The 26522-nt window shown below is 71.2% G+C and carries 27 protein-coding genes; 14 read left to right on the top strand and 13 right to left on the bottom strand.

From position 1 onward, the window contains the following. Window positions 1-113: 113 nt before the first annotated feature. On the bottom strand, window positions 114-1073 hold the full coding sequence (locus ACLJPY_RS22995; RefSeq protein WP_308670351.1) for an electron transfer flavoprotein subunit alpha/FixB family protein: 960 nt from the start codon (window positions 1071-1073) through the stop codon (window positions 114-116). 29 nt (window positions 1074-1102) lie between these two features. Then, window positions 1103-1888 (bottom strand): electron transfer flavoprotein subunit beta/FixA family protein, encoded by a 786-nt coding sequence (locus ACLJPY_RS22990; RefSeq protein WP_410591359.1) that lies wholly within the window; start codon window positions 1886-1888, stop codon window positions 1103-1105. A 243-nt stretch (window positions 1889-2131) separates the two neighbouring features. On the opposite strand from ACLJPY_RS22990, the gene ACLJPY_RS22985 reads away from it, so the two are divergent. Then, on the top strand, window positions 2132-2977 hold the full coding sequence (locus ACLJPY_RS22985) for a DegV family protein (RefSeq protein WP_410591357.1): 846 nt from the start codon (window positions 2132-2134) through the stop codon (window positions 2975-2977). Here the strand turns inward: ACLJPY_RS22985 and ACLJPY_RS22980 are convergent. Beyond that, window positions 2955-3380, bottom strand: a complete 426-nt coding sequence (locus ACLJPY_RS22980) for a hypothetical protein (RefSeq protein ID WP_410591356.1) — start codon at window positions 3378-3380, stop codon at window positions 2955-2957. The two genes, ACLJPY_RS22985 and ACLJPY_RS22980, sit on opposite strands and share 23 nt — an antisense overlap. Window positions 3381-3433: 53 nt before the next feature. On the opposite strand from ACLJPY_RS22980, the gene ACLJPY_RS22975 reads away from it, so the two are divergent. Genes ACLJPY_RS22975 through ACLJPY_RS22965 form a run of 3 tightly spaced genes read left to right on the top strand, consistent with a single transcriptional unit; the run spans window position 3434 to window position 6212 of the window. Then, on the top strand, window positions 3434-4207 hold the full coding sequence (locus tag ACLJPY_RS22975) for a methyltransferase domain-containing protein (protein WP_410591354.1): 774 nt from the start codon (window positions 3434-3436) through the stop codon (window positions 4205-4207). Then, on the top strand, window positions 4204-5709 hold the full coding sequence (locus tag ACLJPY_RS22970) for a 1,4-alpha-glucan branching protein domain-containing protein (protein ID WP_410591353.1): 1506 nt from the start codon (window positions 4204-4206) through the stop codon (window positions 5707-5709). The genes ACLJPY_RS22975 and ACLJPY_RS22970 overlap by 4 nt, the downstream gene beginning before the upstream one ends. A 14-nt stretch (window positions 5710-5723) precedes the next feature. Next, a complete protein-coding gene (locus ACLJPY_RS22965; protein ID WP_410591351.1) occupies window positions 5724-6212 on the top strand; it encodes a glutathione peroxidase in 489 nt (162 codons plus the stop codon). Between the two features lie 94 nt (window positions 6213-6306). Here ACLJPY_RS22965 and ACLJPY_RS22960 read toward each other — a convergent pair whose 3' ends face one another. Beyond that, entirely contained in the window at window positions 6307-8070 is a 1764-nt protein-coding gene (locus ACLJPY_RS22960) for a glycoside hydrolase family 2 protein (protein WP_410591350.1), read from the bottom strand. Between the two features lie 112 nt (window positions 8071-8182). Here ACLJPY_RS22960 and ACLJPY_RS22955 point away from each other — a divergent pair, with 112 nt between their 5' ends. Then, a complete protein-coding gene (locus ACLJPY_RS22955) occupies window positions 8183-9460 on the top strand; it encodes a glycosyltransferase family 4 protein (RefSeq protein WP_410591349.1) in 1278 nt (425 codons plus the stop codon). Between the two features lie 12 nt (window positions 9461-9472). Here the strand turns inward: ACLJPY_RS22955 and ACLJPY_RS22950 are convergent, their stop codons facing one another. The 3 genes from ACLJPY_RS22950 to ACLJPY_RS22940 form a co-directional block, all read right to left on the bottom strand. Next, on the bottom strand, window positions 9473-9601 hold the full coding sequence (locus ACLJPY_RS22950; RefSeq protein WP_410591348.1) for a hypothetical protein: 129 nt from the start codon (window positions 9599-9601) through the stop codon (window positions 9473-9475). Window positions 9602-9730: 129 nt separating this feature from the next. Next, entirely contained in the window at window positions 9731-10510 is a 780-nt protein-coding gene (locus ACLJPY_RS22945) for a class I SAM-dependent methyltransferase (RefSeq protein WP_410591347.1), read from the bottom strand. Window positions 10511-10567: 57 nt separating this feature from the next. Continuing rightward, the gene (locus ACLJPY_RS22940; RefSeq protein WP_410591346.1) at window positions 10568-11026 is read right to left on the bottom strand and encodes a nuclear transport factor 2 family protein; all 459 of its coding nucleotides are present in this window, start codon (window positions 11024-11026) and stop codon (window positions 10568-10570) included. 90 nt (window positions 11027-11116) lie between these two features. Here ACLJPY_RS22940 and ACLJPY_RS22935 point away from each other — a divergent pair, with 90 nt between their 5' ends. Next, the gene (locus ACLJPY_RS22935; protein WP_410591344.1) at window positions 11117-11650 is read left to right on the top strand and encodes a TetR/AcrR family transcriptional regulator; all 534 of its coding nucleotides are present in this window, start codon (window positions 11117-11119) and stop codon (window positions 11648-11650) included. Between the two features lie 79 nt (window positions 11651-11729). Continuing rightward, window positions 11730-12416 carry a hypothetical protein gene (locus tag ACLJPY_RS22930; protein WP_410591343.1) on the top strand — a complete coding sequence of 229 codons (687 nt, stop codon included), beginning with the start codon at window positions 11730-11732 and terminating at the stop codon, window positions 12414-12416. A gap of 160 nt (window positions 12417-12576) precedes the next feature. On the opposite strand, the gene aceB is transcribed toward ACLJPY_RS22930, so the two are convergent. Together aceB and aceA are read right to left on the bottom strand one after the other, a co-directional pair. Beyond that, entirely contained in the window at window positions 12577-14184 is a 1608-nt protein-coding gene (gene aceB / locus ACLJPY_RS22925) for a malate synthase A (protein WP_410591341.1), read from the bottom strand. 88 nt (window positions 14185-14272) lie between these two features. Then, on the bottom strand, window positions 14273-15553 hold the full coding sequence (gene aceA / locus ACLJPY_RS22920; RefSeq protein WP_410591340.1) for an isocitrate lyase: 1281 nt from the start codon (window positions 15551-15553) through the stop codon (window positions 14273-14275). A 227-nt stretch (window positions 15554-15780) separates the two neighbouring features. Here aceA and ACLJPY_RS22915 point away from each other — a divergent pair, with 227 nt between their 5' ends. Next, entirely contained in the window at window positions 15781-17205 is a 1425-nt protein-coding gene (locus ACLJPY_RS22915; RefSeq protein WP_410591338.1) for a short-chain fatty acyl-CoA regulator family protein, read from the top strand. Here the strand turns inward: ACLJPY_RS22915 and ACLJPY_RS22910 are convergent, their stop codons facing one another. Further along, a complete protein-coding gene (locus tag ACLJPY_RS22910; protein WP_410591337.1) occupies window positions 17206-17349 on the bottom strand; it encodes a hypothetical protein in 144 nt (47 codons plus the stop codon). Window positions 17350-17678: 329 nt separating this feature from the next. On the opposite strand from ACLJPY_RS22910, the gene ilvA reads away from it, so the two are divergent. After that, window positions 17679-18935 carry a threonine ammonia-lyase IlvA gene (gene ilvA / locus ACLJPY_RS22905; protein WP_410591336.1) on the top strand — a complete coding sequence of 419 codons (1257 nt, stop codon included), beginning with the start codon at window positions 17679-17681 and terminating at the stop codon, window positions 18933-18935. A gap of 20 nt (window positions 18936-18955) precedes the next feature. Continuing rightward, the gene (locus ACLJPY_RS22900) at window positions 18956-19525 is read left to right on the top strand and encodes an NADAR family protein (RefSeq protein WP_410591335.1); all 570 of its coding nucleotides are present in this window, start codon (window positions 18956-18958) and stop codon (window positions 19523-19525) included. Between the two features lie 6 nt (window positions 19526-19531). Here the strand turns inward: ACLJPY_RS22900 and ACLJPY_RS22895 are convergent, their stop codons facing one another. Both ACLJPY_RS22895 and ACLJPY_RS22890 read right to left on the bottom strand, forming a co-directional pair. Further along, complete coding sequence (locus tag ACLJPY_RS22895; RefSeq protein WP_410591333.1) at window positions 19532-19897, bottom strand: hypothetical protein; 366 nt, start codon at window positions 19895-19897, stop codon at window positions 19532-19534. A 44-nt stretch (window positions 19898-19941) separates the two neighbouring features. Next, complete coding sequence (locus ACLJPY_RS22890) at window positions 19942-20694, bottom strand: acyltransferase (protein ID WP_410591332.1); 753 nt, start codon at window positions 20692-20694, stop codon at window positions 19942-19944. Between the two features lie 52 nt (window positions 20695-20746). On the opposite strand from ACLJPY_RS22890, the gene ACLJPY_RS22885 reads away from it, so the two are divergent. The 4 genes from ACLJPY_RS22885 to ACLJPY_RS22870 all read left to right on the top strand — a co-directional run bounded on the left by ACLJPY_RS22885 (window position 20747) and on the right by ACLJPY_RS22870 (window position 25316). Then, window positions 20747-21709 (top strand): nucleoside hydrolase, encoded by a 963-nt coding sequence (locus ACLJPY_RS22885; protein WP_410591331.1) that lies wholly within the window; start codon window positions 20747-20749, stop codon window positions 21707-21709. 56 nt (window positions 21710-21765) lie between these two features. Next, window positions 21766-22857, top strand: coding sequence for an NlpC/P60 family protein (locus tag ACLJPY_RS22880; protein ID WP_410591841.1), 1092 nt, complete (start codon window positions 21766-21768; stop codon window positions 22855-22857). Between the two features lie 270 nt (window positions 22858-23127). Then, the gene (locus ACLJPY_RS22875) at window positions 23128-24564 is read left to right on the top strand and encodes an FAD-dependent monooxygenase (RefSeq protein ID WP_410591329.1); all 1437 of its coding nucleotides are present in this window, start codon (window positions 23128-23130) and stop codon (window positions 24562-24564) included. 224 nt (window positions 24565-24788) lie between these two features. Continuing rightward, complete coding sequence (locus tag ACLJPY_RS22870) at window positions 24789-25316, top strand: hypothetical protein (RefSeq protein ID WP_410591328.1); 528 nt, start codon at window positions 24789-24791, stop codon at window positions 25314-25316. 6 nt (window positions 25317-25322) lie between these two features. Here ACLJPY_RS22870 and ACLJPY_RS22865 read toward each other — a convergent pair whose 3' ends face one another. Then, on the bottom strand, window positions 25323-26474 hold the full coding sequence (locus tag ACLJPY_RS22865) for an MFS transporter (RefSeq protein WP_410591326.1): 1152 nt from the start codon (window positions 26472-26474) through the stop codon (window positions 25323-25325). Window positions 26475-26522 lie beyond the last annotated feature (48 nt).

Here is a 26522-nt window from a genome sequence, read left to right as displayed (position 1 = left end):
GAGTGCCATCCGATGACCGATCAATGCACGTTCAGTTAATGGCGGGTTCTCTGTCCCGAAAACGCACGAAGGGCCTCCCGGGGTGTCCCCGGAAGGCCCTTCGCGGGTGAAGATCAGCCCTTGCGCTTCTCGACCGCCTCGGTCAGCTGCGGCGCGACGTTGAACAGGTCGCCGACGATCCCGAAGTCGGCGATCTCGAAGATCGGCGCCTCCGCGTCCTTGTTGACGGCGATGATCGTCTTCGACGTCTGCATGCCGGCGCGGTGCTGGATCGCGCCGGAGATGCCGAGCGCGATGTACAGCTGCGGCGAGACCGTCTTGCCGGTCTGGCCGACCTGGAACTGCGCCGGGTAGTAGCCGGAGTCGACCGCCGCACGCGACGCGCCGACAGCCGCGCCGAGCGAGTCGGCCAGCTTCTCGACGACGTCGAACTTCTCCGCCGAGCCGACACCGCGGCCACCGGAGACCACGATCGAGGCCTCGGTCAGCTCCGGCCGGTCGCCGCCCGTCACCGGCTCGACGCCGGTGATCTTGGTGGCCTTCGCCGCGTCGACCGCAGGGACCTCGACGGTCTCTTCGGCCGCCGCGCCCTCGGCCGGCTCGGCCTCGACCGCGCCCGGGCGAATGGAGACCACCGGCGCACCCTTGGCCGACTTGGACTTGACCGAGAACGCACCACCGAAGATGGACTGGTCGATGACGCCGTCGCCGTTGACGCCCACGGCGTCGTAGATCAGGCCGGAGCCCAGGCGCACGGCCAGGCGGGCGGCGACCTCCTTGCCCTCACCGCTGGCGGTGACGAGCACGGCGGCCGGGGACGCCTGCTGCGCGAGCGCGGCGAGCACGTCCACCTTGGGCGTGACCAGGTAGTTCGCGGCGTCGTCGCCTTCCGCGACATAGACCTTGGCGGCGCCGTGCGACGCCAGCGCCTGCTTCGCCTTCGCGGCGGTCCCGGTCGGGCCGACGACGACGGCCGACGGCTCACCGAGCGCGCGGGCGGCGGTCAGCAGCTCGAGCGTGACCTTCTTGACCTCACCGTCGACGTGGTCGACGAGGACGAGTACTTCAGCCATGGTTCTACTTCCTCCTCGAAGAGCCGTTGTCAGATGAGCTTCTGGCCGACCAGGTACTCGGCGACCTTGGTGCCGCCGTCGCCCTCGTCTTCGACCTTCTCGCCGGCGGTGCGCGGCGGCTTCGGCGCGGATTCGGTCACGGTGGACCACGCGTTGCCGAGGCCGACCTCGCCCGCGTCGACGCCCAGGTCGGCGATGGTGAACGTCTCGACCGGCTTCTTCTTCGCGGCCATGATGCCCTTGAAGGACGGGTAGCGCGGCTCGTTGATCTTCTCGCCGACGCTCACGATCGCGGGCAGGCTCGCCTCGAGGCGGGTCAGGCCGTCCTCGGTCTCGCGGGTGGCCTTGATCGTCGAGCCATCGACGGTCAGCTCACGCACGTAGGTGACCTGCGGCAGGCCGAGCAGCTCGGCGAGGATCGCCGGGACGGCGCCGCCGCGGCCGTCGGAGGACTCGTTGCCGGCGATGACCAAGTCGAAGCCTTCGACCTTGCCGATCGCGGCGGCCAGCACTTTGGCGGTGGCGATCGCGTCGGAGCCGTGCAGCGCCTCGTCGGAGACGTGGATGGCCTTGTCGGCGCCCATGGACAGCGCCTTGCGGATGGCGTCGGTCGCGCGGTCCGGGCCCACCGAGATCACGGTGACCTCGCCCTCGCCGGCTTCCTTGATCTTCAGCGCTTCTTCGACGGCCTTCTCGTTGATCTCGTCGAGCACGGCGTCGGCGGATTCGCGGTCAAGGGTGTGGTCGGACCCGTTGAGCTTCCGCTCCGAGTAGGTGTCCGGTACCTGCTTGACCAGGACGACGATGTTGGTCATGGGTCTGCTTCGACCTCCCGGTTCGTGGCCCGCGGTCGACCACGGGACAGTGCTCTACTGGCCGGTAGATTAGGGCCATTCCGCCGCCAGGACCCGTCGAGGTGACGCCATTCACCTGGATGCGCACTCTAGTGGGACGATCGTCCCGGTAGTCGACCGGTTACCTCGCCCGAACTGCCGTTCGTCCGATCGGACCAACCACGGCCTACTCGCAGTGGGTGTCAGGCATTAATCTCCCCCACCATGCCCGCGCGCATCGCCGTCATCACCGACTCGAGCTCCTGCCTTCCCGACCTCGTCGCCTCCCGCTGGGCGATCGGGGTCGTCCAGATCCAGCTGAGCCTCGGCAGCCACTTCGACGACGAAAACCGCTTCGACCGCGGCGAAGTGATCGACGCCATGAGAGCCGGGCACGTGATCACGACGGCGCCCCCGGACCCGGGGGCGTTCTTCTGGGCCTACCAGGAGGCGGCCGCCGCGGGAGCGACCGCCATCGTCAGCATCCACCTCTCCGGCCGCATGTCCGACACCCTCCGCGCGGCCCGGGAGGCCGCCCAGCAGGTCCGCGTCCCCGTGCACGTCCTCGACAGCCGGACCACCGGCATGAGCCTCGGCTTCGCCGCCGTGTCCGCCGCCCGCGCCGCCGCGGCCGGCGCGGACGCCACCCGCGTCATCGAAGCGGCCGAACGCCGGTGCAGCACGAGCACGGAGTTCATCTACGTCGACACCCTCGAATACCTCCGCCGCGGGGGCCGGATCGGCGCCGCGCAGGCCATGCTCGGTAGTGCGTTTTCGATCAAACCGCTGCTCACGGTCAAGGACGGCGAGGTCTCGCCGCTCGCCCGCGTCCCCGGCACGCGCCGCGCGCTGGCCAAGATGGTCGACCTCGCGGTGAAGAAGTCCGGCGGCTTCCGCGCCGACATCGCCGTGACGCGCTTCGGCGCGAGCGACCACGAGCTGGAGATCGGCAGGCAGATCGAACGCCGGGTGCCGGCGATGGTCGAGAGCATGGTCGTCGAGGCGAGCACGGTCATCGGCGCCCACCTCGGCCCGGGCGCGCTCGGCATCACGGTGTCGCCGGTGGGCTGACCCGCCGGCCGGGGACCAGCAGGACCACGAACGGGAGAAGGACGCCGAGCCCCGTCATCGCGAGGATCAGCACCTGGTCGATCGGCTCGAAGTGCGACACGTGGCCGAGGTGGTAGAGGAAGTGCGGGACGCCGAAGAGCAGCGCGGCGACCGCCGCGAGCCGCGCCACCGCTGTGGTGGCGATCACGGCGGCTCCGATCAGCAGTGCGGCGAGGGCCAGGTTGAGTCCGCCGAAGTCGCGCAGGAGGTGCTCGTTGAACGGCCCGTCCATGGCCACCCAGCCGGTGCGGAAGCCGGGAAAGTCCTGGTAGAAGCCGGTCGGAGAGGCCAGTGGCCAGATTCCGGCCACGGCCTCGACGAGGCCGAAGACGACGAGCAGTACGCGGGTGATGGTCCGTTGCATGACCACGGAACGAGACGGCGGCGCCGGACGTGACACCCGCTAGGGTCGCGGAGGTGACCACCCCAGCCACCCGGGCCGAGGCGCTGCACCTGACCGGCGAGCGGACCGTCCCCGGCATCGCCGAGGAGAACTACTGGTTCAGGCGCCACGAAGCCGCGTACGCCGCCCTGCTCCCCCACTGCGCGGACGCGACGGTGCTCGAAGCCGGCTGTGGTGAGGGCTACGGCGCGAGCCTCCTCGCGACGACGGCCCGCCGGGTGCTCGCGCTGGACTACGACGTCCCGACGACCGAGCACGTCGCCCGCCGGTACCCCGAGGTCGCCGTCGCGCGGGCGAACCTGGCCTTCCTCCCGGTCCGGGACGGCGCGGTCGACGTCGTGGCCAATTTTCAGGTCATCGAGCACCTGTGGGACCAGGCCGGGTTCCTCGCCGAGTGCCGACGGGTGTTGCCACAAAACGGCAAACTGCTGGTCACGACCCCGAACCGGCTCACCTTCACCCCGGACAGCGACACGCCGCTGAACCCGTTCCACACCCGCGAGCTGGCGCCGTCCGAGCTGGCCGGCCTGCTCACCGACGCCGGTTTCGATGTCGAAACCCTGCACGGGCTGCACCACGGCGAGGCCGTGCGCGCGCTCGACGAGCGGTACGGCGGTTCGATCATCGACGCCCAGCTCGACGTGGTCATGGGCAAGCTCCCGGGGCAGGCCGTGTGGCCGGACGCCCTGCTCGCCGACGTCGCCGCGATCGAAGCCACCGGCTTCGACATCCACGGCGACGACCTCGACGCGAGCCTCGACCTGATCGCCGTGGCGGTGCGCCGATGAGCGAGGGCACCTTCTGCCTCGTCCTGCACAGCCACCTGCCCTGGCTGCCGCACCACGGCAGCTGGCCGGTCGGCGAGGAGTGGCTATACCAGGCGTGGGCGCACTCCTACCTGCCGATGGTCGAGCTCCTGGAGCGCTTCGCAGACGAGGGCCGCCGCGACGTGCTGACGCTGGGCGTGACGCCGGTGCTGGCCGCGCAGCTCGACGACCCGTACAGCATCCGCGCCTTCCACGACTGGCTCGGCCACTGGCAGCTGCGCGCCCAGCACGCGGCGACGCTGTGGCGCGGCGACCCGCTGCTGCGCGAGCTCGCCGCGGCCGAGCACCGGACCGCCGTCCGCGCGGCCGAAGAGCTCGGGACACGGTGGCGGCACGGGTTCTCGCCGGTCCTCCGTCCGCTGGTCGACAATTCGACCATCGAGCTCCTCGGCGGCCCGCTCGCCCACCCCTTCCAGCCGCTGCTGGACCCGCGGGTGCGGGAGTTCGCGCTCAACGCCGGCCTCGCCGACACCGCGCTGCGGCTCGGGACGCGACCCGAGGGGATCTGGGCGCCCGAGTGCGGCTACGCGCCTGGTCTGGAAAACGACTACGCGGCCGCGGGCGTGCGGCGGTTCATGGTCGACGGGCCGTCGCTGCACGGCGAGACCTGGGCCGCGCGGCCGGTCGGCGACACCGACGTCCTCGCCTTCGGCCGGGACCTCGAGGTCACCTACCGCGTCTGGTCGCCGAAGGCCGGCTACCCCGGCCACGCCGCCTACCGCGACTTCCACACCTGGCAGCACGAGGTCGGCCTCAAGGCCGCGCGGGTCACCGGCAAGGCGGTCGAGCCGCAGGACAAGGCGCCGTACGACCCGGCGCTCGCCGCCGACGTGCTGGGGACGCACGTCAAGGACTTCGTCGACACCGTCGTGACGCGGCTGCGGTCGCTGAAGCGGCAACACGGGCGTGAGGCGCTCGTGGTCGCCGCGTACGACACGGAGCTGTTCGGACACTGGTGGCACGAAGGCCCGGCGTGGCTGGAGGGCGTGCTGCGCGCGCTGCCCGAGGCCGGTGTGCGGGTGACGACGCTGAAGGGCGCGATGGAAGCCGGCCACGTCGGCGAGCCGGTCGACCTGCCGTCGTCCTCGTGGGGGTCCGGTAAGGACTGGCGCGTCTGGGACGGCGAGCAGGTCCAGGACATGGTCGCCGCCAACGCCGCATTGCAGGACCGGCTGCTCACCCTGGTCCGGGGGCTGGACCGGACGGCGCGGGATACCGTCGCCGACCAGGCCGTCGCCGAGGCCGTGCTGGCCCTGGAAAGCGACTGGGCGTTCATGGTCACCAAGGACTCGGCCGCGGACTACGCCCGTCGTCGCGCGGCGGTCCACACCGAGCGCTTCGACACGCTGGCCGGCTTGCTCCGGCGCGGCGATCGCGCGCGGGCCGAGGAGCTCGCCGCGGCCTACCGCGCCGACGACGGACCGTTCGGGCACCTCGACGCCCGGGCGCTGAAGCACGACTGAAAGGGACTCACCGGATGGGTATCCACGAAATTCCGCTCAAGACCCTCGACGGCCGGGACGGCTCGCTGGGCGAGTTCGCCGGGAAGGCGCTGCTCGTGGTCAACGTCGCGTCGAAGTGCGGCCTGACCCCGCAGTACTCCGGTCTCGAACGGCTGCAGGAACGCTTCGGCGCGCAGGGCTTCTCCGTCGTCGGGTTCCCGTGCAACCAGTTCGCCGGGCAGGAGCCGGGCAGCGCGGAGGAGATCCAGACGTTCTGCTCGACGACCTACGGCGTCACGTTCCCGATGTTCGAGAAGATCGACGTCAACGGCGAGAGTCGGCACCCGCTCTACGCCGAGCTGACCGAGACCGCCGACGCCGAGGGCGCGGCCGGCGACGTCCAGTGGAACTTCGAGAAGTTCCTGGTCAGCGCCGACGGCGACGTTCTGGCGCGGTTCCGGCCGCGCACCGAGCCCGAGGACGAAGCGGTCGTCAAGGCCATCGAAGCGGCGCTGCCGGCCTGAAACCACGGCGGGGGACGCCGGTCCCCCGCCGTCCACGGCCCGCTGTGGGCGGTTGCCGGAAATCGACCACCGCTCTGACCTGCGTAGATCCGGGTCAGGACGAGCCTGCCTCGATCACCGCTCGGACGCACTCGGCGACCACCACCGGATCCACCTTGATCACCTGACGGTCGTAGGTCAGCAGCCCGTTGACCTCGTTTTCGACATCCGTCGTCTGGGTGTAGACGGCCCCGGACAGGCCGCGGTCCGCCACGACTCGCTCGAGGGCCGCGCTCACCTCGGCGTAGCGCTCGGTGAGGCGCTCCGGCGTCGGCGCCATCTCGTACGCGTTCGGCGGACCGGGCCAGCAGTGGTCGTCCACGACCAGACCGAGGCCGCCGTACTCGCCGTCGACGATCGCACGGCCGTCGCGCACCGACGGCGTCCCGGGGCCCACGTAGGTGTGGTCGTCGTAGACGTCGCCCGCGCCGCTGTCCGGCCGCGAGAAACAGCAGTTGACGCCGCTGTTGGCGATCACCAGCCGCGTCGGGTCCAGGGCTTTGACCGATTCCGCGACACGGACGGTGTCGAACTCGCCCCAGCCCTCGTTGAACGGGACCCAGCCGACGATCGACGGCACCGCTCGCAGCTGCGTCACCATTTCGGCCAGCTCCGCCTCGAACCGCTCCCGCGCCCGCGGGACCGGGTCCGGCGCGATTCCGGGCGGGCCGTCGAACGACACCGTCAGCGACGGCATGTCCTGCCAGACGACCAAGCCCAGCTTGTCGGCCCAGAAGTACCAGCGGGCCGGCTCGACCTTGACGTGCTTGCGGACGAAGTTGAAGCCCAGCTCCTTCGTCTTCTCGAGGTCGAACCGCAGGGCTTCGTCGGTGGGCGCGGTCGAGATGCCGTCCGGCCAGTAGCCCTGGTCGAGCGGTCCGTGCAAAAAAGTGACACGGCCGTTGAGCGCGATCCGCGGGCGTCCCCGCGCGTCCGGGACCAGCCCGATCGTCCGCAGACCGGCGTAGCTGCCGACTTCGTCCGAAACCGAACCACGCGCGTCGAGCAGCTGGACGCGCAGCGCGTAGAGGTGCGGGTCGTCCGGGCTCCAAAGGCGCGGCGAAGGGACGTCCACGCGCACGGCCGTCCCCGCCTCGCCGGACGCTCGGGCCACCTCGGTGCCGTTTGCCGAAATCACGACCACGACCTCCGCGCCGCCGGTGACCTGCGGGAACACCGTCACGCCGGCCAGGTCCGGCGTCAGGTCCAGCCGCTCGACCCGAGCCTCGGGGACCGGCTCCAGCCACACCGTTTGCCAGATTCCCGACGACGGCGTGTAGCAGATCCCGCCGGGTGCGTTGCGCTGCTTGCCGACCGGGAAGGGCTCGATGTCGGTGCGGTCCTCGGCTCGGACGGTCAGCTCCTGCGGTCCCGAAGCGCGCAGCACGTCGGTGATGTCAGCGCTGAACGCCGTGTACCCGCCTTCGTGGGTGGCAACGAGCTGGTTGTTGACCCAGACCTTCGCCGTCTGGTCGACCGCGCCGAAGTGCAGCAGCACCCGTGAGCCGCGCCAGTCGGCGGGGACTTCGAACAGGCGCCGGTACCAGAGGACTTCGTCGCGTCGTCGAATTCCGGACAACGCCGATTCCGGCGGAAACGGGACGAGGATGCGCTCGGCGTAACCCGACGGCCGTGGTTCGTCCGGCGACGACGGCCAGCCCGCGTACTCCCAGACGCCGTTGAGGTTCAGCCAGCGCGGCCGGGTCAGCTGGGGCCGCGGGTACTCGGGCAGCACGTGGTCCGGAGCGACGTCGGCGCTCCACGGGGTCGGCAGAAGCGGGTCGAGCCGGCGCCAGCCGCGGTCCTCGGGAGAAGTCATCGCGGTCGATGGTCGCAGAGATCGTCAGGGCCGCCAGTGATCGGAATCACATGTGAACACTTCGCCAGCACGGGCGCGTCGAGCTGTTCTGACTCGCGAGTAACCTCTGCCCATGCGAGTGCTGATGCTGTCCTGGGAGTACCCGCCCGTGGCCATCGGGGGCCTGGCCCGGCACGTCCACGCGCTCGCCACCCACCTCGCCCGCCAGGGCCACGAGGTCGTCGTCCTCTGCAGGCACGCCGCGGGCACCGACGCCGGGACGCACCCGCGCACCGACCGCGTCGTCGAGGGCGTGCGCGTCATCCGGGTCGCCGAGGACCCGATGCACGTGACGTTCGAACGCGATCTCGTCGCCTGGACGCTGGCCATGGGGCACGCCATGATCCGCGCCGCGCAGGACCTGCTGCGGACTTGGCAGCCCGACGTCGTCCACGCGCACGACTGGCTGGTCGCCCACCCGGCCATCGCGATCGCCGAGGCCGCGCGCGTTCCGCTGGTCGGCACGATCCACGCCACCGAGGCCGGCCGGCACTCCGGCTGGCTTTCGCACCCGCTGAACCAGCAGGTTCACTCCGTCGAGTGGTGGCTGGCGAACCGCGCCGACGCGCTGATCACCTGCTCGCAGGCGATGCGCCGCGAGGTCGCGCACCTCTTCGAGGTCGAGGCGGCCGACGTCACGGTCATCCACAACGGCATCGAGGAACGCGGCTGGCAGGTGCCCGCGGACGAGATCGCGCGCGCCCGCGAGGTCTACAGCCCGGCCGGTGCGCCGCTGTTGCTCTTTTTCGGACGACTCGAGTGGGAGAAGGGCGTGCAGGACCTGCTGGCCGCGCTCCCCCGCATCCGGCGCCGCCACCCGGGCACCCGCGTGGTCGTTGCCGGAAAAGGACGACACTTCGACGAGCTGGTCGAACAGGCGCGGAAGCTGCGGGTGCGGCGCGCGGTCGACTTCGTCGGGCACCTCTCCGACCGCGACCTCCGCGCCGCGCTCGCCGCGGCCGACGCCGTCGTGCTGCCCAGCCGGTACGAGCCGTTCGGCATCGTCGCGCTGGAGGCCGCGGCCGCGAAGGCACCCCTGGTGGCGTCGACGGCCGGCGGGCTCGGCGAGGTCGTCGTCGACGGCGAGACCGGGCTGGCGTTCAACCCCGGGGACGTCGCCGCGCTGGCCGCCGCGGTGACCACGGTCCTTTCCGACGCCGAGGCCGCCGCCGAGCGGGCGCGGGCCGCGCAGTCCCGGCTGGCCGCGGACTTCGACTGGGGCCGGATCGCCGAAGCGACCGCCGACGTCTACCGGCGGGCGAAGCCGGGTGAGCCGGTCGAGCTGCCGCGGCCGAAGATCGCCACCGGCAACGCGTTCGAACCGGTTCCGGCCGAGATCCCTGAAGTCTAGGTAGCCGCCCGGTCAGAACCGGCAGGGCCGGAAACAGTCCGGGGCGGCCGAGACGGTCGTGGTCACCGATCCGCCCACGGCGGACGCGAACGAAAAGACGACGAACAACGCTACGACGGCAGCGCGGAACCTGCTGGTCATGGGGACTCCTCGGGGAACGGCGGCGCGATCGGCGCCTCGCAGCGAGCATCCGCGCCGCCTTCCGCGGAAACAATAAGCGGAACAGCAGGGGCCGATACGTATTCGCCTTCCGTGATCGGTTCGTCCGGTTCACCGCGTCCCGGTCAGCCACCGAACCCGGACGCGTTCCCGCAGTGGCCCGTGCGGAGCGACCGCCGCCCGGATGCGCTCGGTGAACGCCGGACGCGCGTCGGGGCCGGGCAGCTGCTCGGGGCTCATGGCCGAAAAAACGCCACCGGCCAATTCGCCGACGCTCAGCGGCGCGGAGTACTCGACGTCCGCCGAGGTCACGGTGTACCCGGCGGCCGCGAGGGCCTGCGCGTACCGCTGCTGGCTCGCGTCGTCCGTGCCGCAAGTCCGGTGCACCGGGGTGCCGAGGTAGGCGGACAGGAGCTCCCGCAGCGCGGCCGACCACGCCGTGTCCTGGAGCCACAGCGGCTCGCCGTTGGTCACCACCGCAACCCCGCCGCCGGGACGCAGCAGCGGGCGGACCGCCGCGAACAGCCGTTCGTGGTCCATCCAGTGCAGCGCCTGCGCCACCGTCACCGCGGCCAGGCGCCCCGCTCCGAAGGCGGCGGTCAGCGCGCCGACGTCGGAGTCCGCGCCGAGCAGCCAGCTGACATTCGGCTCTCGCGTCGCCAACCGGGCCTGCGCGAGCATCGCCGGCTCCGGGTCCATGCCCAGCACCGCCCCGACGCGGGGCGCCAGGGCCCGGGTGAGCTGACCGGTGCCGCAGCCGAGGTCGAGGACCACGTCGTCGCGGGTCAGCGAGAACGCGGTCGCCAGCCCGTCCGCCACCTCGGGCGGGTAGCCGCGGCGGAACCGCTGGTAGTACTCGCTCACTTCGCCGCCGAACCCCGAGGTCGTCATGTCGCGAGCATGCCCACGCCCCCGGCCGGCCGGACGTCGTTCCGCGGAGAGCGGACCTCAGAACACCGGCAGCAGGACGCCGTGCTCGGACTCCGGCCGCGGACCGAAGATGCGGCGGTCGGCTTCGGCGATCGGCACGTCGTTGATGCTCGCTTCGCGCCGGCGCATCAGGCCCTCGTCGCTGAACTCCCAGAGCTCGTTGCCGTAGCTGCGGAACCACTGGCCCTCGGCGGTCCGGGACTCGTACTGGAACCGCACGCCGATGCGGTTGCCGCGAAAACCCCACAGCTCCTTTCGCAGCGCGTAGTCCAGCTCGCGCGCCCATTTTGCGGTGAGGAACTCGACGATCCGAGCGCGTCCGACGAGGTATTGGTCGCGATTGCGCCAGACCGAGTCCTCGGTGTACGCGAGCGAGACGCGCTCGGGGTCGCGGGTGTTCCACGCGTCTTCGGCGGCCTGGACCTTCTGGCGGGCGGTGTCCTCGTCGAACGGCGGGAACGGCGGGCGCGGGGTCATGGCGGCTCCTTCCGAGCGTAGAGAACGTGCGTTCTCCACTGCTCCCGCTAGACTAGAGAACGATCATTCTCAGCGCCAGGGGCAGGTGACATGGATTCCGCGGAGGCGACCGACCGGCTGCTGGCGGCCGCCGAGGACCTCTTCTACGCCCACGGCGTGCAGGCGGTCGGGATGGACGCCGTCCGCGAACGCTCCGGCGTCTCGCTCAAGCGGCTCTACCAGTGCTTCCCGGCGAAGAACGACCTCGTCGAGGCGTACCTCCTCCACCGCGACGAACGCTGGCGCGGCTCGTTGCGCGATTTCGCCCACGCCCGCGGCGACGACCCACTGGCCGTCTTCGACTGGCTGGAGAACTGGTTCGCCGAGCCGGGCTTCCGCGGTTGCGCGTTCATCAACTCCTTCGGCGAGTTCGGCGAACCCGCTCCCGGCATCGCCGCCGCGATCCGACGGCACAAGGACGAGGTCCGCGCCTACTTGCGCGGTCTCGTGCCGGACCAGGGCCTCGCCGACCAGCTGTTCACGCTTGTGGAGGGCGCGACCGTGCTCGCCGCCATCACCGGTAACCCCCGCGAAGCCGACACGGCCCGCGAAGCCGCGAAGGTCCTGCTCAAAGCACTCGAATGAGGGACGACTCCGCGTAACGAGCAGCCACCGGCCGCCGACTACCGGCCACCAGCAGCGACGACGCGGAGGTGCCGGTTCCATGGAAATCTTCGTCGCGGCGGCCACCGACCAGGTCGTCGCCGATTGGCGCGTTTTCGGCCACGGGCTGCGCGCCGGGCTCATCGCGGCCGTCGTCGTGACCGCCGACCTCGCTCTGCTGACGTTCCGGCGGCGGGGTGTCGAGCTGCCCGGCGGCGCCCAGTGGAAGTTCACCGACAGCTGGGCCAGCAACCTGACGGCGTTGACCGCCGCCTTCGCCGCCCTGCTCGCGGCCTTCTCCGGCAAGCTCGACACCGCGATCGCGCCCGGAGCGTCGGCGGCCTTCGCGGTCGCGTCGGCGCTGTACGTCGCCATCGCCGCCTGCGCCCCGATCGCCTACACCGTCGGCCAACGCACCACGAGGGACAAGACAGGAGCGGCCACGCTCAACGGCAGTCCGGGCGGCCTGCTCGCCGCCGCGTTCCTGACGCTGTGGTCGGTCTTTTCGTCGCTCGGCTCGGTCTTCTTCGTCCTGCAGTACGGCGGGATCGGCGCCATCCGCGACCAGCGCTGGCTCGCCGCGATCCTCCTCGGGGCCATGGCGCTGCTGGTCGCGGCCTATGCCGTCCGGACGATCCGGTGGCTGCTCACCGTGTCCGCCACCACCGCCGCGCTCCCGGGCATCACCGGGTTCACCTGCTGCGAACCACCCGCGGACGTCGTGACGCGGCGGATCTTCCTGCTGTGAAAAGACGTGAACCGGTCCGGTGACGGGGAGCCGCCGTCACCGGACCGGTCCGGACCCACACCATCCCAACAGTGTGGAACCCGGTCGCCCCTCGTCAGGTAGGGGCGACCGGATGCCCGAAGCACTCTCTAGCGCCGAGAGCGCATCGAACAGAGCCCTGCTACCGGGCGTCCGTGAGGTACCGCGCGTAGGCACCCGTGGTGAGGAAGCTCGGCAGCTTCTCCCCCAGCGCGGTTTCGGTGAAGATCTCGCGGGCGTCGTCGAGGCGGTGGCCGTCGCCGAGGTCCGCCCGCACCGAGGCCAGTTCGTCGTCCAGGAATTCGACCGCCAGCTCGCGGGTCAGCGCCGTGCCGTCTTCGAGCTTCGTGCCGTTGCGGATCCACTGCCAGACCTGGCAACGCGCGATCTCCGCGGTGGCCGCGTCTTCCATGAGGTTGTGGATCGCCGCCGCGCCGGTGCCGCGCAGCCAGGCGTCGACGTACCGCAGCGCGACGTTGATGTTCGCGCGCACGCCCGCCTCGGTGACCTCGCCGCCGGCGCTGGCCACGTCCAGCAGGTCCTCGGCGGTGACGTGGACGTCCTCACGCAGCTTGCCGAGCTGGTTGGGCCAGCCGCCGAGGACGCCGTCGAAGATCTCGCGGCAGACCGGGACCAGGCCCGGGTGCGCGACCCAGGAGCCGTCGAACCCGTCGCCGGCCTCGCGTTCCTTGTCCGCGCGGACCTTCTCGATCGCCGTCGCGTTGATCTCCGGGTCCTTGCTCGGGATGAACGCGGCCATGCCGCCGATGGCGTGGGCGTGGCGCCGGTGGCAGGTGCGCACCAGCAGTTCGGTGTAGGCGCGCATGAACGGCACGGTCATGGTGACCTGCGCGCGGTCCGGCAGCACGAAGTCGGCGCCGTGCGCGGCGAAGTTCTTGATAAGGCTGAAGATGTAGTCCCAGCGGCCGGCGTTGAGACCCGCGGCGTGCTCACGCAGCTCGTAGAGGATTTCGTCCATCTCGAACGCGGCGGTGATCGTCTCGATCAGCACGGTGGCGCGGATCGTTCCGCGCGGGATGCCGAGCTCGCGCTGCGCCAGCAGGAAGACGTCGTTCCACAGGCGCGCTTCGAGGTGGTTTTCCAGCTTCGGCAGGTAGAAGTAGGGGCCGACGCCGCGGGCGAGCAGCTGGCGCGCGTTGTGGAAGAAGTACAGGCCGAAGTCGACCAGGCTCGCCGACACCGGGCGGCCGTCGATGCGGATGTGCTTCTCCACCAGGTGCCAGCCGCGCGGGCGCGCGACGATCGTCGCCGGGTCGTCGCCGATCGTGTACCGCTTGCCGGCTTCCGTCGTGAAGTCGATGTTGCGGCGGATGGCGTCGTAGAGGTTCAGCTGGCCGTCGATGACGTTGTGCCACGTCGGCGACGTCGCGTCCTCGAAGTCCGCCAGCCAGACCTTGGCGCCGGAGTTCAGGGCGTTGACCGTCATCTTGCGGTCGGTCGGGCCGGTGATCTCGACGCGGCGGTCCTCCAGGCCCGGCGCGGTCGGGGCGACCTGCCACGACTCGTCGTCGCGGATCCGGCGGGTCTCGGGCAGGAAGCCGAGCGGTTTCTCCCCGGACTGCAGTTCCTCGCGCCGCGTGCGGCGGGCGTCGAGCAGCTCGCGCCGGCGTCCGGCGAACGTGTTGTCCAGCTTGGCCAGGAAGTCGAGTGCCGCGGGGGTCAGGATTTCCGCGAACCGGCCCTCGACCGGCCCGGTGACCTCGATGCGGTAGTTCAGCCGATCAACCATGGGGTGCCTCCACGAGCTGAGCAGGGAAGAAGGGGCAGGACGCGGCCCGGCGGCGGAGGGGGTTGCCGCCGCCGGGCCGCGACCGGGATCAGTGGAACTGGGCTTCTTCGGTGGAGCCCTTGAGCGCGGTGGTCGAGCTCTCCGGGTTCAGCGCCGTCGCGACGTTGTCGAAGTAGCCGGTGCCGACCTCGCGCTGGTGCTTGGTGGCGGTGTAGCCGCGGCTCTCCGAAGCGAACTCGCGCTCCTGCAGGTCGACGTAGGCGGTCATGCCCTCGCGGGCGTAGCCGTGCGCCAGGTCGAACATCGAGTAGTTCAGCGCGTGGAAGCCGGCCAGCGTGATGAACTGGAACTTGTAGCCCATGTGGCCGAGCTCGCGCTGGAACTTCGCGATCGTGGCGTCGTCCAGGTGCTTCTTCCAGTTGAACGACGGCGAGCAGTTGTAGGCCAGCATCTGGTCCGGGAACTTCGCCTTGATCGCCTCGGCGTACTTGCGCGCCACCTCGAGGTCCGGCTCGGAGGTCTCCATCCAGAGCAGGTCGGCGTACTGGGCGTACGCCAGGCCGCGCTCGATGCACGGCTCGATGCCGTTGCGGACCTCGTAGAAGCCCTCGGCGGTGCGGCCGCCGGTGAGGAACTGCTGGTCGCGCTCGTCGACGTCGCTGGTCAGCAGCGTCGCGGCCTGGGCGTCGGTGCGGGCGACGACCAGGGTCGGCACGTTCAGCACGTCGGACGCGAGGCGCGCGGCGTTCAGCGTGCGCTCGTGCTGCTTGGTCGGGATGAGCACCTTGCCGCCGAGGTGACCGCACTTCTTCTCGGACGCGAGCTGGTCCTCCCAGTGCACGCCCGCGGCGCCGGCGGCGATCATGCCCTTCATCAGCTCGAACGCGTTGAGCGGGCCACCGAAGCCGGCCTCGGCGTCGGCGACGATCGGCGCGTACCAGTCGATGTCGGTGTTGCCCTCGGCCCAGTTGATCTGGTCCGCGCGGCCCAGCGCGTTGTTGATGCGGCGCACCACGGCCGGCACCGAGTTGGCCGGGTAGAGGCTCTGGTCCGGGTAGGTCTGGCCGGACAGGTTGGCGTCGGCCGCGACCTGCCAGCCGGACAGGTAGATGGCCTGCAGGCCCGCGCGGACCTGCTGGACGGCCTGGTTGCCGGTGAGCGCGCCGAGCGCGTGGATGTAGTCCTCGGTGTGCAGCAGGTCCCACAGCTTCTCCGCGCCGCGGCGGGCCAGGGTGTGCTCCTCGACCACGCTGCCGCGCAGCTTGATCACGTCTTCGGCCGAGTAGGAGCGCTGCACGCCCGCCCAGCGGGGGTCGTTCGCCCACTGCGCCGCCAGCTCCGCGGCCGCCTGCTTGGCCTGTTCCGTCATCGGTACTCCCGGTGTTGCGAAGTTTGCGATTGCTCGCCTTGCTTGCCATGACCCTGACACGCCAGCGAAAACGCGGTCCAGTTGTCCAAGTTGCCAATTTGTGCGAAGGGTACGTACGCTCTTTGCAAAGCTTGCGAATCGGCTGATTCGCAATGATCGAAAATCCGCGTTCTTGACCGTTCACGTAACCGTTCAGGACCGGAAACCTTCCGGGAAGGAGGGCACGGATGGAGAAGACTTTCGCCGGCGCCCGGCTGCGGCACCTCCGCGAAAGCCGCTCGATGAGCCAGGCGGACCTCGCCCGTGTGCTGGAGATCTCACCGAGTTACCTCAACCAGATCGAGCACAACTCGCGCCCGCTGACCGTGCCGGTGCTGCTGCGGATCACGCAGGCGTTCGGCGTCGACACCGAGTTCTTCGCCAACAACGACACGTCCCGGCTGGTCGCCGACGTGAAGGAAGCCCTGCTCGACGAGGTCCTCGGCATCGACGTCACGACGAGCGAGCTCAACGACCTGGCCACGAACCTCCCGGCGATCGCGCAGGCGCTGGTCAAGCTGCACCGCAGCTACCGCAACGCCGTCGAGAGCACCGCCGCGCTGACCACGGAAAACGGCCTCGGCCTGCACGGCAGCGCCGCCGCGCCGCTGCCGCACGAAGAGGTCCGCGACTTCTTCTACGAGCGCGAAAACTATGTCGCCGAACTGGACGAACGCGCCGAGAAGATGGCCGCGGACATCCCGCTGCTGCGCGGGCAGGTGCTGAGCGCACTGAAGGAACGCCTTTCCCAGCGCTACGGCGTCGAGGTGACCAGCGAAGGCATCGACGAAGCCGCCGGCCAGCAGCACCGCTACGAGCCGGTGACGCGGGTGCTGCGGCTGGCGCCGAGCCTGCGGGTCGGGCAGCAGGCGTTCCGGATGGCGTCGCAGATCGCCCTGCTCGAGTACGACGACCTCATCACCGAGCTCGCCGACTCGTGGGCGTTCTCCGGACCGGCCGCCCGCTCGCTCGCCCGCGTCGGCCTGGCGAACTACTTCGCCGGGGCGCTGATCCTCCCGTACGGACCGTTCCTCGCCACAGCCGAGCGGTTCCGCTACGACATCGAGCGGCTGTGCGACCACTTCGGCGTCGGCTTCGAGACCGTGTGCCACCGGTTGTCCACTTTGCAACGCCCGAAGCAGCGCGGGGTGCCGTTCTCGTTCGTGCGGGTGGACCGGGCGGGGAACATGTCGAAGCGGCAGTCCGCGGCCGGCTTCCACTTCTCCCGCGTCGGCGGGGCCTGTCCGCTGTGGAACATCTACGAGGCGTTCACCCAGCCGGGCAAGATCCTCACCCAGATCGCCACCCTCCCCGACGGCAAGAGCTACTTCTGGATCGCGCGCACGGTCTCGCGCAACATCGGCGGCTACGGCAGCCCGGGCAAGACGTTCACGGTCGGGCTGGGCTGCGAACTCCGCCACGCCGGACGGCTCGTCTACTCGACCGGCCTCGACCTCGACGAGCCGGCCGCCGCGACGCCGATCGGGATGGGCTGCAAGGTCTGCGAACGCCCGGCGTGCTCGCAGCGGGCCTTCCCGACGATCGGCAAGCAGCTCACCGTCGACGAGAACACCAGCACCTTCGTCCCCTACCCGGCGGTGCCGAAGGGCTGATCAGCCGATCACGTGCGTGGTCCACTTCGATTCGTCCGGGCCGAGCACCGTGATCCGGCTCAGGAGCTCCTTGGCGGTGATGCCGGCGAGCTTCGGCTGGTTGAACGAGACGCAGGCCTTCAGCCTGTAGTCGTAAACCGACAACCAGATCGATGCCCTTGATCTGCTCCGGCAGCCAGCCGAAGCTCGCCTTCACCCACATCGGGGTTGTCAGTGGCGCCGGCGCGACCAGCGCCGTAGTCCGCACGCGCCGACGGCGTCCGCCGAGCCGGCGTGCCCGTTCGAGGTCGGCCCGGGGCGGCGGGGCGTTTCGGCGAGTTGAGCGCCGCCCGCAGGTCCAGGGCCGATTCGACGTCCGCGTGGGGCCTGGGTGGGTCCTGGTCGTTTTCGCGCAAATCCACGCGCCGCCACCCTTTGCTGCGCCCGGAGGCCCGGGCGGGTGCCCGGGACGCGCGAGTCGTAGATTCACCGGGGTGCACGACATCGACACGGTGACCGCGGCGACGATCGAAAAGGCCGCCGAGCGGCTGGCCGGGGTGGTGACCCGGACGCCGCTGGAGCCGAGCGCCCGGCTGTCGTCCCGGGTGGACGCGCAGGTCTGGGTGAAGCGCGAGGACCTGCAGACCGTCCGGTCGTACAAGATCCGCGGCGCCTACAACTTCATCGTCCAGCTCGACGAGGACGTCCGCGCGCGCGGCGTCGTCTGCGCCAGCGCCGGCAACCACGCCCAGGGTGTCGCGTACGCGTGCCGCCGGCTCGGCGCCACCGGCCGCGTGTTCGTCCCCGGGACCACGCCGCGGCAGAAACGCGAACGGATCGCGACGCTCGGCGGCGCGCACATCGAAGTGATCGTTGTCGGAGAAACGTACGAAGACGCCTTCGCCGCGGCCAACGAGGACGCCCACCGGACCGGCGCGACCCTGGTGCCCGCGTTCGACGACGTCCGGACCGTCGCCGGCCAGGGCACGGTCGCGTGCGAGGTGGTCGAGCAGCTCGGCTTCGTGCCCGACGTCGTGGTCGTGCCCGTCGGCGGCGGCGGGCTGCTCGCCGGGGTCGGCAGCTGGCTGCGCGAGCGGCACCCGGAGGTCCGGATCGTCGGCGTCGAGCCGGCGGGCGCGGCCTGCATGGCCGCGGCCCTGGAGGCCGGCCACCCGGTGCGGCTGCCTGCGCTCGACTCGTTCGTCGACGGCGCCGCCGTGCGCGAGGCCGGCGCGGTCACCTACCCGCTGATCCGCGAGAGCGGCGCCGAGCTCACCGCGGTCGCCGAGGGCGCGGTGTGCACCGAGATGCTGGCGATGTACCAGTCCGACGGCATCATCGCCGAACCCGCGGGCGCGCTCGCCGCGGCGTCGCTCGGCACGGTCGTCGACGTCGAACCCGGCCAGACCGTCGTGTGCCTGGTCTCCGGCGGCAACAACGACGTCAGCCGCTACAGCGAGATCCTCGAACGTTCGCTGATGCACGAAGGGCTGAAGCACTACTTCCTCGTCGGGTTCCCGCAGGAGCCCGGCGCGCTGCGGCGGTTCCTCGAACAGGTCCTCGGCCCGGAGGACGACATCACCCGCTTCGAGTACGTCAAGCGCACCAACCGCGAGCTGGGGCCGGCGCTGGTCGGCGTCGAGATCGCCCGCTCATCCGACCTGCCCGGGCTGCTGGCCCGGATGGACGCGAGCCCGCTGCAGGTGGAGCGGATCGAGCCGGGCAGCCCCCTGTTCCACTTCCTGCTCTGAGCGCGTGGTCCACTAGGCGGATGGTGAAGGTCGACGGTGTCCGCAGTGTCGAGGCGTTGCGCGAAAAAGTCCACGAGGGTGCGGAGCCCGAGTACCTGCTGTTCTACGGGCACACGCCCTCGAAGTCGGGGCGGGTGACGGCGAGCTGCCTGAGCCAGTGGTGGGTCGACCCGTTCGAGGTCGACGGCGTCGAGTACCCGACCGCCGAGCACTACATGATGGCCGGCAAGGCCGAGCTGTTCGGCGACCACGAGAAGGCCGAGCTGATCCGGGCCACGCCCGACCCGAAGGCGGCGAAGGTGCTCGGCCGCGAGGTCGCCGGGTTCGACGCCGCGGTCTGGGAGCGCCACCGGTTCGACATCGTCGTCGACGGCAACCTGGCCAAGTTCCGCGCCCACCGCGATCTGCGCCGGTTCCTGCTCGGGACGGGCGAGGCGGTGCTCGTCGAGGCGTCCAAGAAGGACCTCGTCTGGGGCAGCGGCCTCGCGCGCGAAGAGAAGAACGCGACCAAGCCGGACTACTGGCGTGGGCTGAACCTGCTCGGCTTCGCGCTGATGGAGGTCCGCGACCAGCTGCGGGCCCGGATCTGACGCGGGTCAGCCGCCCGGGCATTCGTTGCCGCCGCCGCTGCGCTCGACGCAGTGCCGCGGTCCCGGCGGAGGCGGCGGGCGGTGGTGGACGTCGTCGGCCCACTCCAGTGCCGCGACGACGGCGGCCAGGGCGAGGGCGATCCCGAAGAACCACGTCCAGCCGCGGCGGCGCGTGGTCGCCGAAACGACCACGCCACCCAGCGGCAGCCCGGCGCCGAGCCAGGCCGCCCAAGTCAGGGAGCCGTCGCCCGCGTGCGAGCCCGGCAGGTTCGTCAGCAAGCCCCGCAGCACCAGGTACGGGACGACGAGCAGCCATCCGGCCGCGCCCACGGCGAGCAGGGTGGACACGACGACCCGGCGGTAATCCCCCATGCGGCAACTATGTCGTGGAAACCGGCCACGCCGCGTGAGTAGTTCTACTGTTCCAGGGTCTTCTGCAGGGCCTTGTTCGCCTTGCGGGCCATGTCCGCGATGGCTTCACGACGGGCGGCGTCGGCCGCGTAGTCGTCCTCGCGGTTGCGCACCACACGGGCCGGCGCGCCGACCGCGATCGAGTAGTCCGGAATGTCACCACGGACCACCGCGTGCGCCCCGAGCACGCTGCCGCGGCCGATGCGGGTGCCCTTCAGGACGCTGACCTTGGTGCCGAGCCACGTGTCCGGGCCGATCCGGACCGGGGACTTCACGATGCCCTGGTCCTTGATCGGGACGTGGATGTCCGAAATAACGTGGTCGAAGTCACAGATGTACACCCAGTCGGCGACCAGCGTCGCCGCGCCGAGCTCGATGTCGAGGTAGCAGTTGATCACGTTCTGGCGGCCGAACACCGACTTGTCGCCGATCCGCAGCGAACCCTCGTGGCAGCGGATGGCGTTGCCGTCGCCGATGTGGACCCAGCGGCCGATCTCCAGCCGCCCGTAGCCCGGGCGGCAGTGGATCTCGACGTCCTTCCCCAGGAAGAGCATCCCGCGCAGGATGATGTGCGGGTTGGCGAGCCGGAACTTGAGCAGCCGGTAGTACCGGACCAGGTACCAGGGCGTGTACGCGCGGTTGCGCAGCACCCAGCGCAGCGAGTCGGCGGTCAGGAACTTCGCCTGCCGCGGGTCGCGGCGGGCGCGGCGCCACGCCCGCACCCGCGACAGCGCGGGCGCACCCCACATCGACGTCATGCGAGTGACCGTAACCTGTGTGCGGGACGGGTTCGCAGGCAAGGGGAGCTGGATGGGCACGAAGCTGATCATCGACACCGACCCGGGCGTCGACGACGCGCTGGCGATCGCGCTGGCGGCGCTGTCCCCGGACGTCGAACTGCTCGGGGTGACGTCGGTTTTCGGCAACGTCCCGCTCGACCGCACGACGTCGAACGCCCGCCGCCTGCTGGAGCTCTTCGGCCGCACCGACGTGCCGGTGGCCGCCGGGGCGGCGCGGCCGCTGGTCTACTCGAAGCCGCGTGACGCGAAAGAGGTCCACGGCGGCGACGGCCTCTCGGGTCACTCCTACACGCTCCCCGAGGCGAGCCGGCCGCTGGAGGAGCGGGACGCCGTCCGGCTGATGCTCGACCTGCTCGAGGCCGCCGGCGAACCGGTGACCATCGCGCCGATCGGTCCGTTGACGAACATCGCCGCCCTGCTCGCGGCCCACCCGGGCGCGGCGGCGAAGATCGCGCGGCTGGTGATCATGGGCGGCGGCGTGACGTTCGGCAACAGCACGACGGCCGCCGAATTCAACATCTGGAGCGACCCCGAAGCGGCCCGGCGCGTGCTGGTCGAGGAGGACGTCCCGGTCGTGCTCGTGCCGCTGGACCTCACGCACCGCTGCGCCGTCGACGCCGAGTGGCTGGCGAAGCTCGCGGCGTCGGGGCCGGTCGGCGCCACCCTCGAAGGACTGACGTCGACCTACCGGCAGCACTACACGCGCGTGTTCGGCGAGGACCGGATGGTCATGCACGACGCAGTCGCGGTCGCCGAAGCGATCTCGCCGGGCATCCTGCGCACCGAGACCTACCGGGTCGACGTCGACTGCGGCCTCGGCCCGGCGCGCGGCCAGACCCTGGTCGACCGGCGGCGGCTCGGCGAGGACGATCCGCAGTTCACCCCCGGCCGCCCGATCGAGGTCGCGCTGGACACCGACCTCGACGGCCTGCGCGGTTTCGTCCTCGACCGGCTCACCGGAGCCGCCCGGTGAGCGAGGAGCCCGAGGTCGTCCCGGCCGAGCCGCCCGCACCGCGCCGCCGGAAGCCCGTGGTCGTGATCGCGGCGGTGGTCGTCGTCGCGGGCGCCCTGGTGGCCGGGGTCCTGCTCGCGCCGAACCGGCAGGAGACCGAGAACGCCGCGGCCACGTCGTCGACCACGGCCCACCCGCCGACGTCCCGGCCGCCGGCCACGACGACACCGCCGATTTCGGCACCGCCGAAGGTGCCCGAATCGAGCGAGTTCGACGCCTGGGCGTCCAAGACCAGCCAGTGGCTCGACGTCCCGCTGCGGGCGATGGTCGGCTACGCGAAGGCGACGACGAAACTGACCAAGGACATCCCCGGCTGCCACCTTTCGTGGGTCACGCTGGCCGCGGTCGGAAAAGTGACCACGGACCACGGCCGCGCGCGGGGCGGCCAGCTCGGCACCACCGGCGTCCTGGACAAGCCGCTCGGCACGATCGAGGTCCGCGACTTCTACAACCAGGTCGTCTCGACGCCGAACGCCGCCGGGCCGATGCAGCTGTCGCCGGCGATCTGGGGCAAGTACCAGGAGAGCGCGTCCGGCGGGAAGCCCGATGTCCAGAACATCGACGACGCCGCGTTGACCACCGGCCGCGCGCTGTGCGCCGACGGCCACGACCTGTCGCAGGGCCAGGCCTGGTGGAACGCGGTCGCCACGCTGCAGCCGGCGCCGCTGTTCCTGCACCGGACGCTGGCCACGGTCAACGTCTACGGGACGGTCGGCCAGGGCTCGGCGGCGCCGAACCCGGCCGTGCTGAGCGCGGTGAACTTCGCGATCGACAAGATCGGCCTCCCCTACATCTGGGGCGGCAACGGCACCGGCGGCAACGACCCGGGCTTCGACTGCTCGGGCCTGACGACGGCGGCGTACGGCAGCGCGGGGATCAAGCTGATGCGCACGGCCGACACGCAGTTCCGGAGCGTGCCGCACGTGACCGATCCGCAGCTGGGCGACCTGATCTTCTACGGAGAGCCGACGACGAAGATCCACCACGTCGGTCTCTACATCGGCAACCAGCAGATGATCGACGCACCCCAGACCGGCCAGGCGGTCCAGGTCCACTCCTACCGCCGTGACGGCGACGACTACGCGGGAGCCGGCCGCCCGACGGCCTGAGCGGCTTCGGCGTCGAAAAGACCACGGGCTCGGCGGTCAGGCCCGGCTCTTCCCCGTGGGCCCGGCGATGGTGGGTGGTCGTGCGGACGGCAAAAGCGGTGGACGCCGGCCCGCACGGGCTTGTAGCTTGCGGAGGTCCGTGACACGCCCGAGGAGGTGAGACCCATGACCGCTGGATCGATGTGGGTGCTCCCCCTCCCGTCACGGCCGGGCGACTGACGTAGGCGTCGCCGGGAGCGCCGACCCGAGGCACTCCCGAAAGGCACCACCATGGACTCGTCCCCCTTCGACGTCGTCATCGCCGGCTGCGGCCCGACCGGCGCGACGCTGGCCGCCGAACTGCGGCTGCACGGCGTGCGCGTCCTCGTCCTGGAGCAAAACACCGAGCCCGCGTCGTTCGTCCGCATCGTCGGGCTGCACATCCGCAGCCTGGAGCTGATGGCCATGCGCGGGCTGCTGGACCGCCTGCTCCGGCACGGACGGCAGCGTCCGGCCGGCGGGTTCTTCGCCGCCATCCCCAAGCCCCCGCCCCCGGGTCTCGACTCGGCGCACGCCTACCTGCTGGGCATCCCGCAGCCGGTCATCGTCCGGCTCCTGGAGGAACACGCGATCGACCTGGGTGCCGAGGTCCGGCACGGGTGCGCCGTGGTCGATTTCGAGCAAGACGACGACGGCGTGACCGTCGAGCTGGCCGGCGGCGAACGGGTACGGGCGCGCTACCTCGTCGGCTGCGACGGCGGGCGCAGCGCGGTGCGCAAACTGAGCGGCATCGGCTTCCCCGGCGAACCCTCGCGAACCGACACGCTGATGGGTGAAATGGCGGCCGAAGCGCCGCCCGCGGAGATCGCGGCCAAGGTGGCCGCGGTCGGCGAAACCCACAAACGATTCTGGCTGCGGCCCTTCGGCGAGGGTGTCTACAGCGTCGTCGTCCCCGCCGCCGACGTCGGCGATCGTGCGGCAGCGCCGACCCTGGACGATTTCCGGCAACAGCTCCGGGCGCTCGCCGGAACCGACTTCGGCGTGCACTCCCCGCGCTGGCTGTCCCGCTTCGGCGACGCCACCCGGCTGGCCGAGCGGTACCGGGCCGGGCGGGTGCTGCTGGCCGGCGACGCGGCGCACATCCACCCGCCCACCGGCGGCCAGGGCCTGAACCTCGGCGTCCAGGACGCCTTCAACCTCGGCTGGAAGCTGGCCGCCCAGGTCCGCGGCTGGGCGCCCGAGGACCTGCTGGACACCTACCAGGCCGAACGCCGTCCGGTCGCCGAGGCCGTGCTGGACAACACCCGCGCCCAGATGGCGTTGTCGTCTTCCGAACCAGGCGCGCAGGCCGTCCGCCGGCTGCTCGCCGAACTGATGGACTTCGACGAGGTCAACCGCCACCTGATTGGCAAGATCACGGCGATCGACATCCGCTACGACTTCGGCGAGGGCCCCGACCTGGTCGGCCGCCGCCTGCGCGACATCGACGTCGAGTCCGGGCGCCTCTACGACCGGCTGCACCGCGGCCGCGGCCTGCTGCTGGACCGCACCGGAAGCCTGACCGCCGGCGACCGGCCGGACCGGGTCGAGGTCCTCGCGGATCCGGCCGCGGCCCTCGACGTCCCGGCGGTCCTGCTGCGGCCCGACGGTCACGTGGCTTGGGCCGGTGACGACCAACGAGACCTCGACGAGCAGCTGGCCCGCTGGTTCGGCGCACCTCACCGGTAAAACTCCGGGCACGGCGTCCAGGCGCGCCGGGTCGTCCGCCGTGAGCCGGAGATCTCCGGCGGCGACGGACGCCCGGCCATCGCCTGCTCCCGGTCCCGGTCCCGGTCCCGATGGCGTGGCACGGCGTAGGCGGCGAACGCCTGGCCGATTTTCGGCAACCGCCTTGCGCCGAAGCCGACGCGGTGGACGGCCTGGGCTTGGAGCGGCGCAGGGATAATTCCCGGATGGATTCGGGGACCACAACGCAGCTGATCACCGTGGGCGCCACGCTCGGCGGGGTCGTGCTCACCCAGCTGAGCAACACCTTCGTCGAGGGCCGCAAGCTGAAGGCGACCCAGCGCGCCGAAGTGCAGAAGCGGGCGGCCGATCACGCGAACTGGCTGCGCGACGAGCGCGTCAAGGCCTACGCGAGCTTGTCGACGGCGAGCGAAGAGGCGTTCCAGCTGGTCCGGGCGGAGTTCCCGAGGCTGCCGGAGGGCCGGGCGGAGATCGAGGCGCGCTGGCGCGAACGGCGCTCCGAGCTGCGCAAGGCGCACAACCAGGTGGCGCTGTTCGGCACCGACGAGCCGCGGCAACGCGGCAAGGAGCTGTGGAAGGCGGCCCGCAACGGGGTCAACGCGATCTTCGCCGAGCTGGACGCCGGGGCGACGCAGGTCCGCCGGGAAAGTCTCGACGAGGTCCTCACCGGGATCAGCGACGCCGGGGACCGGTTCCTGGAGGCGTGCCGCACCGACGTGCAAGGCACGCACTGATCGCCGTCACCTTCCCGCCGGTTCCCGAACCCGCAACGACGGCGCGAGGAAGACGATCCCGAAGGTGACCACCACCGCCGACGACAACGCCCAGTGCAGGCCGATCCGGGTGGCGAGCGCGCCCACCAGCACCGGTTCCACCAGGAAGCCCAGATACCCGCAGGCCGCGACGGCGGCGACCGCCCGGCCCGGTGCGTCCGCCTGCTTCCGGCTCGCCACGCTCCACGCGATCGGCACGATGCCGGCCACGCCGAGCCCGACGACCGCGAAACCGAACACCGCCGCGATCGGCCACGGCGCCACGAGGACCACGGCGAAGCCGAGCACCGCGACCGCGGCCGCCACGCGGACGAACCGGACCGCGCCCGTCCGCGCCACCACGCGGTCGGCGACCAGGCGGACGGCGATCATCGTCCCGGAGAAGGCGAAGTAGCCGAGCGAGGCGAGCGCGGGTGTCGCGCCGGTGACGTCGGCGAGGTACACCGCGCTCCAGCTGTTGACCGCGCCTTCGGCGACGAACCCGCAGAAGGCGATCACGCCCAGCGGCACCAGGACCCGGCTCGGCCACGCGAACGCCGCATCGCCCTGCCCGCGGTCGGCGCCGGCGAGGAACCGGGTGCGGGCCGCCCACAGCGCCAGCGCGAGCAGGACCGCGCCGGCCACCGGGAAGTGAACGGACACTGGAACGTGCGTGGCCTCCATCAGCGCGTCGACGCCTGAGCCCGCGAGGCCGCCGATGTTCCAGAAAGCGTGGAAGCCGGCGAAGATCGGGCGCCCGTAGCCTTCCTCGACGCGGGCCGCGTGGGCGTTCATGGCGACGTCGAGCAGGCTGTTGCCGACGCCGAGCACGACGAGCGCGGCGAAGAACACCGGCGCCGACCACGCGAGCGCGACCAGCGGCAGCCCCGCGCACAGCACGACCGCCCCGAGCACGACGGCGGCGCGGCTGCCGATCCGCGTGAGCAGCGCGCCCGCGGCCAGCAACGCGAGCACCGACCCGGCGGCGAGGCCGAACAGCCCGGTCGCCAGCTCGCCGGTGCTCAGCCCGAGCCGATCCTGCACCGCGGGCACCCGGGCCAGCCACGTCGCGAACGCGGCGCCGCACACCGCGAACACGACGGAGACTCCCAGCCGCGCGCGTTTCAGTTCCCCAGTCATCCCGCCACTCTAGGGATCTTGAGCTCTGGTGCGGCGGCCGTCCAGGTC

The organism is Amycolatopsis sp. lyj-23 (genome assembly GCF_046549135.1).
Classification (GTDB): Bacteria; Actinomycetota; Actinomycetes; order Mycobacteriales; family Pseudonocardiaceae; genus Amycolatopsis.
This window is presented reverse-complemented; position numbering and strand designations above follow the sequence as displayed.

Bases quoted from the DNA above. Each gene is read 5' to 3' on its own strand.
- ACLJPY_RS22995 (WP_308670351.1), bottom strand. From the start codon at position 1,073: ATGGCTGAAGTACTCGTCCTCGTCGACCACGTCGACGGTGAGGTCAAG.
- ACLJPY_RS22990 (WP_410591359.1), bottom strand. From the start codon at position 1,888: ATGACCAACATCGTCGTCCTGGTCAAGCAGGTACCGGACACCTACTCG.
- ACLJPY_RS22985 (WP_410591357.1), top strand. From the start codon at position 2,132: ATGCCCGCGCGCATCGCCGTCATCACCGACTCGAGCTCCTGCCTTCCC.
- ACLJPY_RS22980 (WP_410591356.1), bottom strand. From the start codon at position 3,380: ATGCAACGGACCATCACCCGCGTACTGCTCGTCGTCTTCGGCCTCGTC.
- ACLJPY_RS22970 (WP_410591353.1), top strand. From the start codon at position 4,204: ATGAGCGAGGGCACCTTCTGCCTCGTCCTGCACAGCCACCTGCCCTGG.
- ACLJPY_RS22965 (WP_410591351.1), top strand. From the start codon at position 5,724: ATGGGTATCCACGAAATTCCGCTCAAGACCCTCGACGGCCGGGACGGC.
- ACLJPY_RS22960 (WP_410591350.1), bottom strand. From the start codon at position 8,070: ATGACTTCTCCCGAGGACCGCGGCTGGCGCCGGCTCGACCCGCTTCTG.
- ACLJPY_RS22955 (WP_410591349.1), top strand. From the start codon at position 8,183: ATGCGAGTGCTGATGCTGTCCTGGGAGTACCCGCCCGTGGCCATCGGG.
- ACLJPY_RS22950 (WP_410591348.1), bottom strand. From the start codon at position 9,601: ATGACCAGCAGGTTCCGCGCTGCCGTCGTAGCGTTGTTCGTCGTCTTT.
- ACLJPY_RS22945 (WP_410591347.1), bottom strand. From the start codon at position 10,510: ATGACGACCTCGGGGTTCGGCGGCGAAGTGAGCGAGTACTACCAGCGG.
- ACLJPY_RS22940 (WP_410591346.1), bottom strand. From the start codon at position 11,026: ATGACCCCGCGCCCGCCGTTCCCGCCGTTCGACGAGGACACCGCCCGC.
- ACLJPY_RS22935 (WP_410591344.1), top strand. From the start codon at position 11,117: ATGGATTCCGCGGAGGCGACCGACCGGCTGCTGGCGGCCGCCGAGGAC.
- ACLJPY_RS22930 (WP_410591343.1), top strand. From the start codon at position 11,730: ATGGAAATCTTCGTCGCGGCGGCCACCGACCAGGTCGTCGCCGATTGG.
- aceB (WP_410591341.1), bottom strand. From the start codon at position 14,184: ATGGTTGATCGGCTGAACTACCGCATCGAGGTCACCGGGCCGGTCGAG.
- aceA (WP_410591340.1), bottom strand. From the start codon at position 15,553: ATGACGGAACAGGCCAAGCAGGCGGCCGCGGAGCTGGCGGCGCAGTGG.
- ACLJPY_RS22915 (WP_410591338.1), top strand. From the start codon at position 15,781: ATGGAGAAGACTTTCGCCGGCGCCCGGCTGCGGCACCTCCGCGAAAGC.
- ACLJPY_RS22900 (WP_410591335.1), top strand. From the start codon at position 18,956: ATGGTGAAGGTCGACGGTGTCCGCAGTGTCGAGGCGTTGCGCGAAAAA.
- ACLJPY_RS22895 (WP_410591333.1), bottom strand. From the start codon at position 19,897: ATGGGGGATTACCGCCGGGTCGTCGTGTCCACCCTGCTCGCCGTGGGC.
- ACLJPY_RS22890 (WP_410591332.1), bottom strand. From the start codon at position 20,694: ATGACGTCGATGTGGGGTGCGCCCGCGCTGTCGCGGGTGCGGGCGTGG.
- ACLJPY_RS22885 (WP_410591331.1), top strand. From the start codon at position 20,747: ATGGGCACGAAGCTGATCATCGACACCGACCCGGGCGTCGACGACGCG.
- ACLJPY_RS22875 (WP_410591329.1), top strand. From the start codon at position 23,128: ATGGACTCGTCCCCCTTCGACGTCGTCATCGCCGGCTGCGGCCCGACC.
- ACLJPY_RS22870 (WP_410591328.1), top strand. From the start codon at position 24,789: ATGGATTCGGGGACCACAACGCAGCTGATCACCGTGGGCGCCACGCTC.
- ACLJPY_RS22865 (WP_410591326.1), bottom strand. From the start codon at position 26,474: ATGACTGGGGAACTGAAACGCGCGCGGCTGGGAGTCTCCGTCGTGTTC.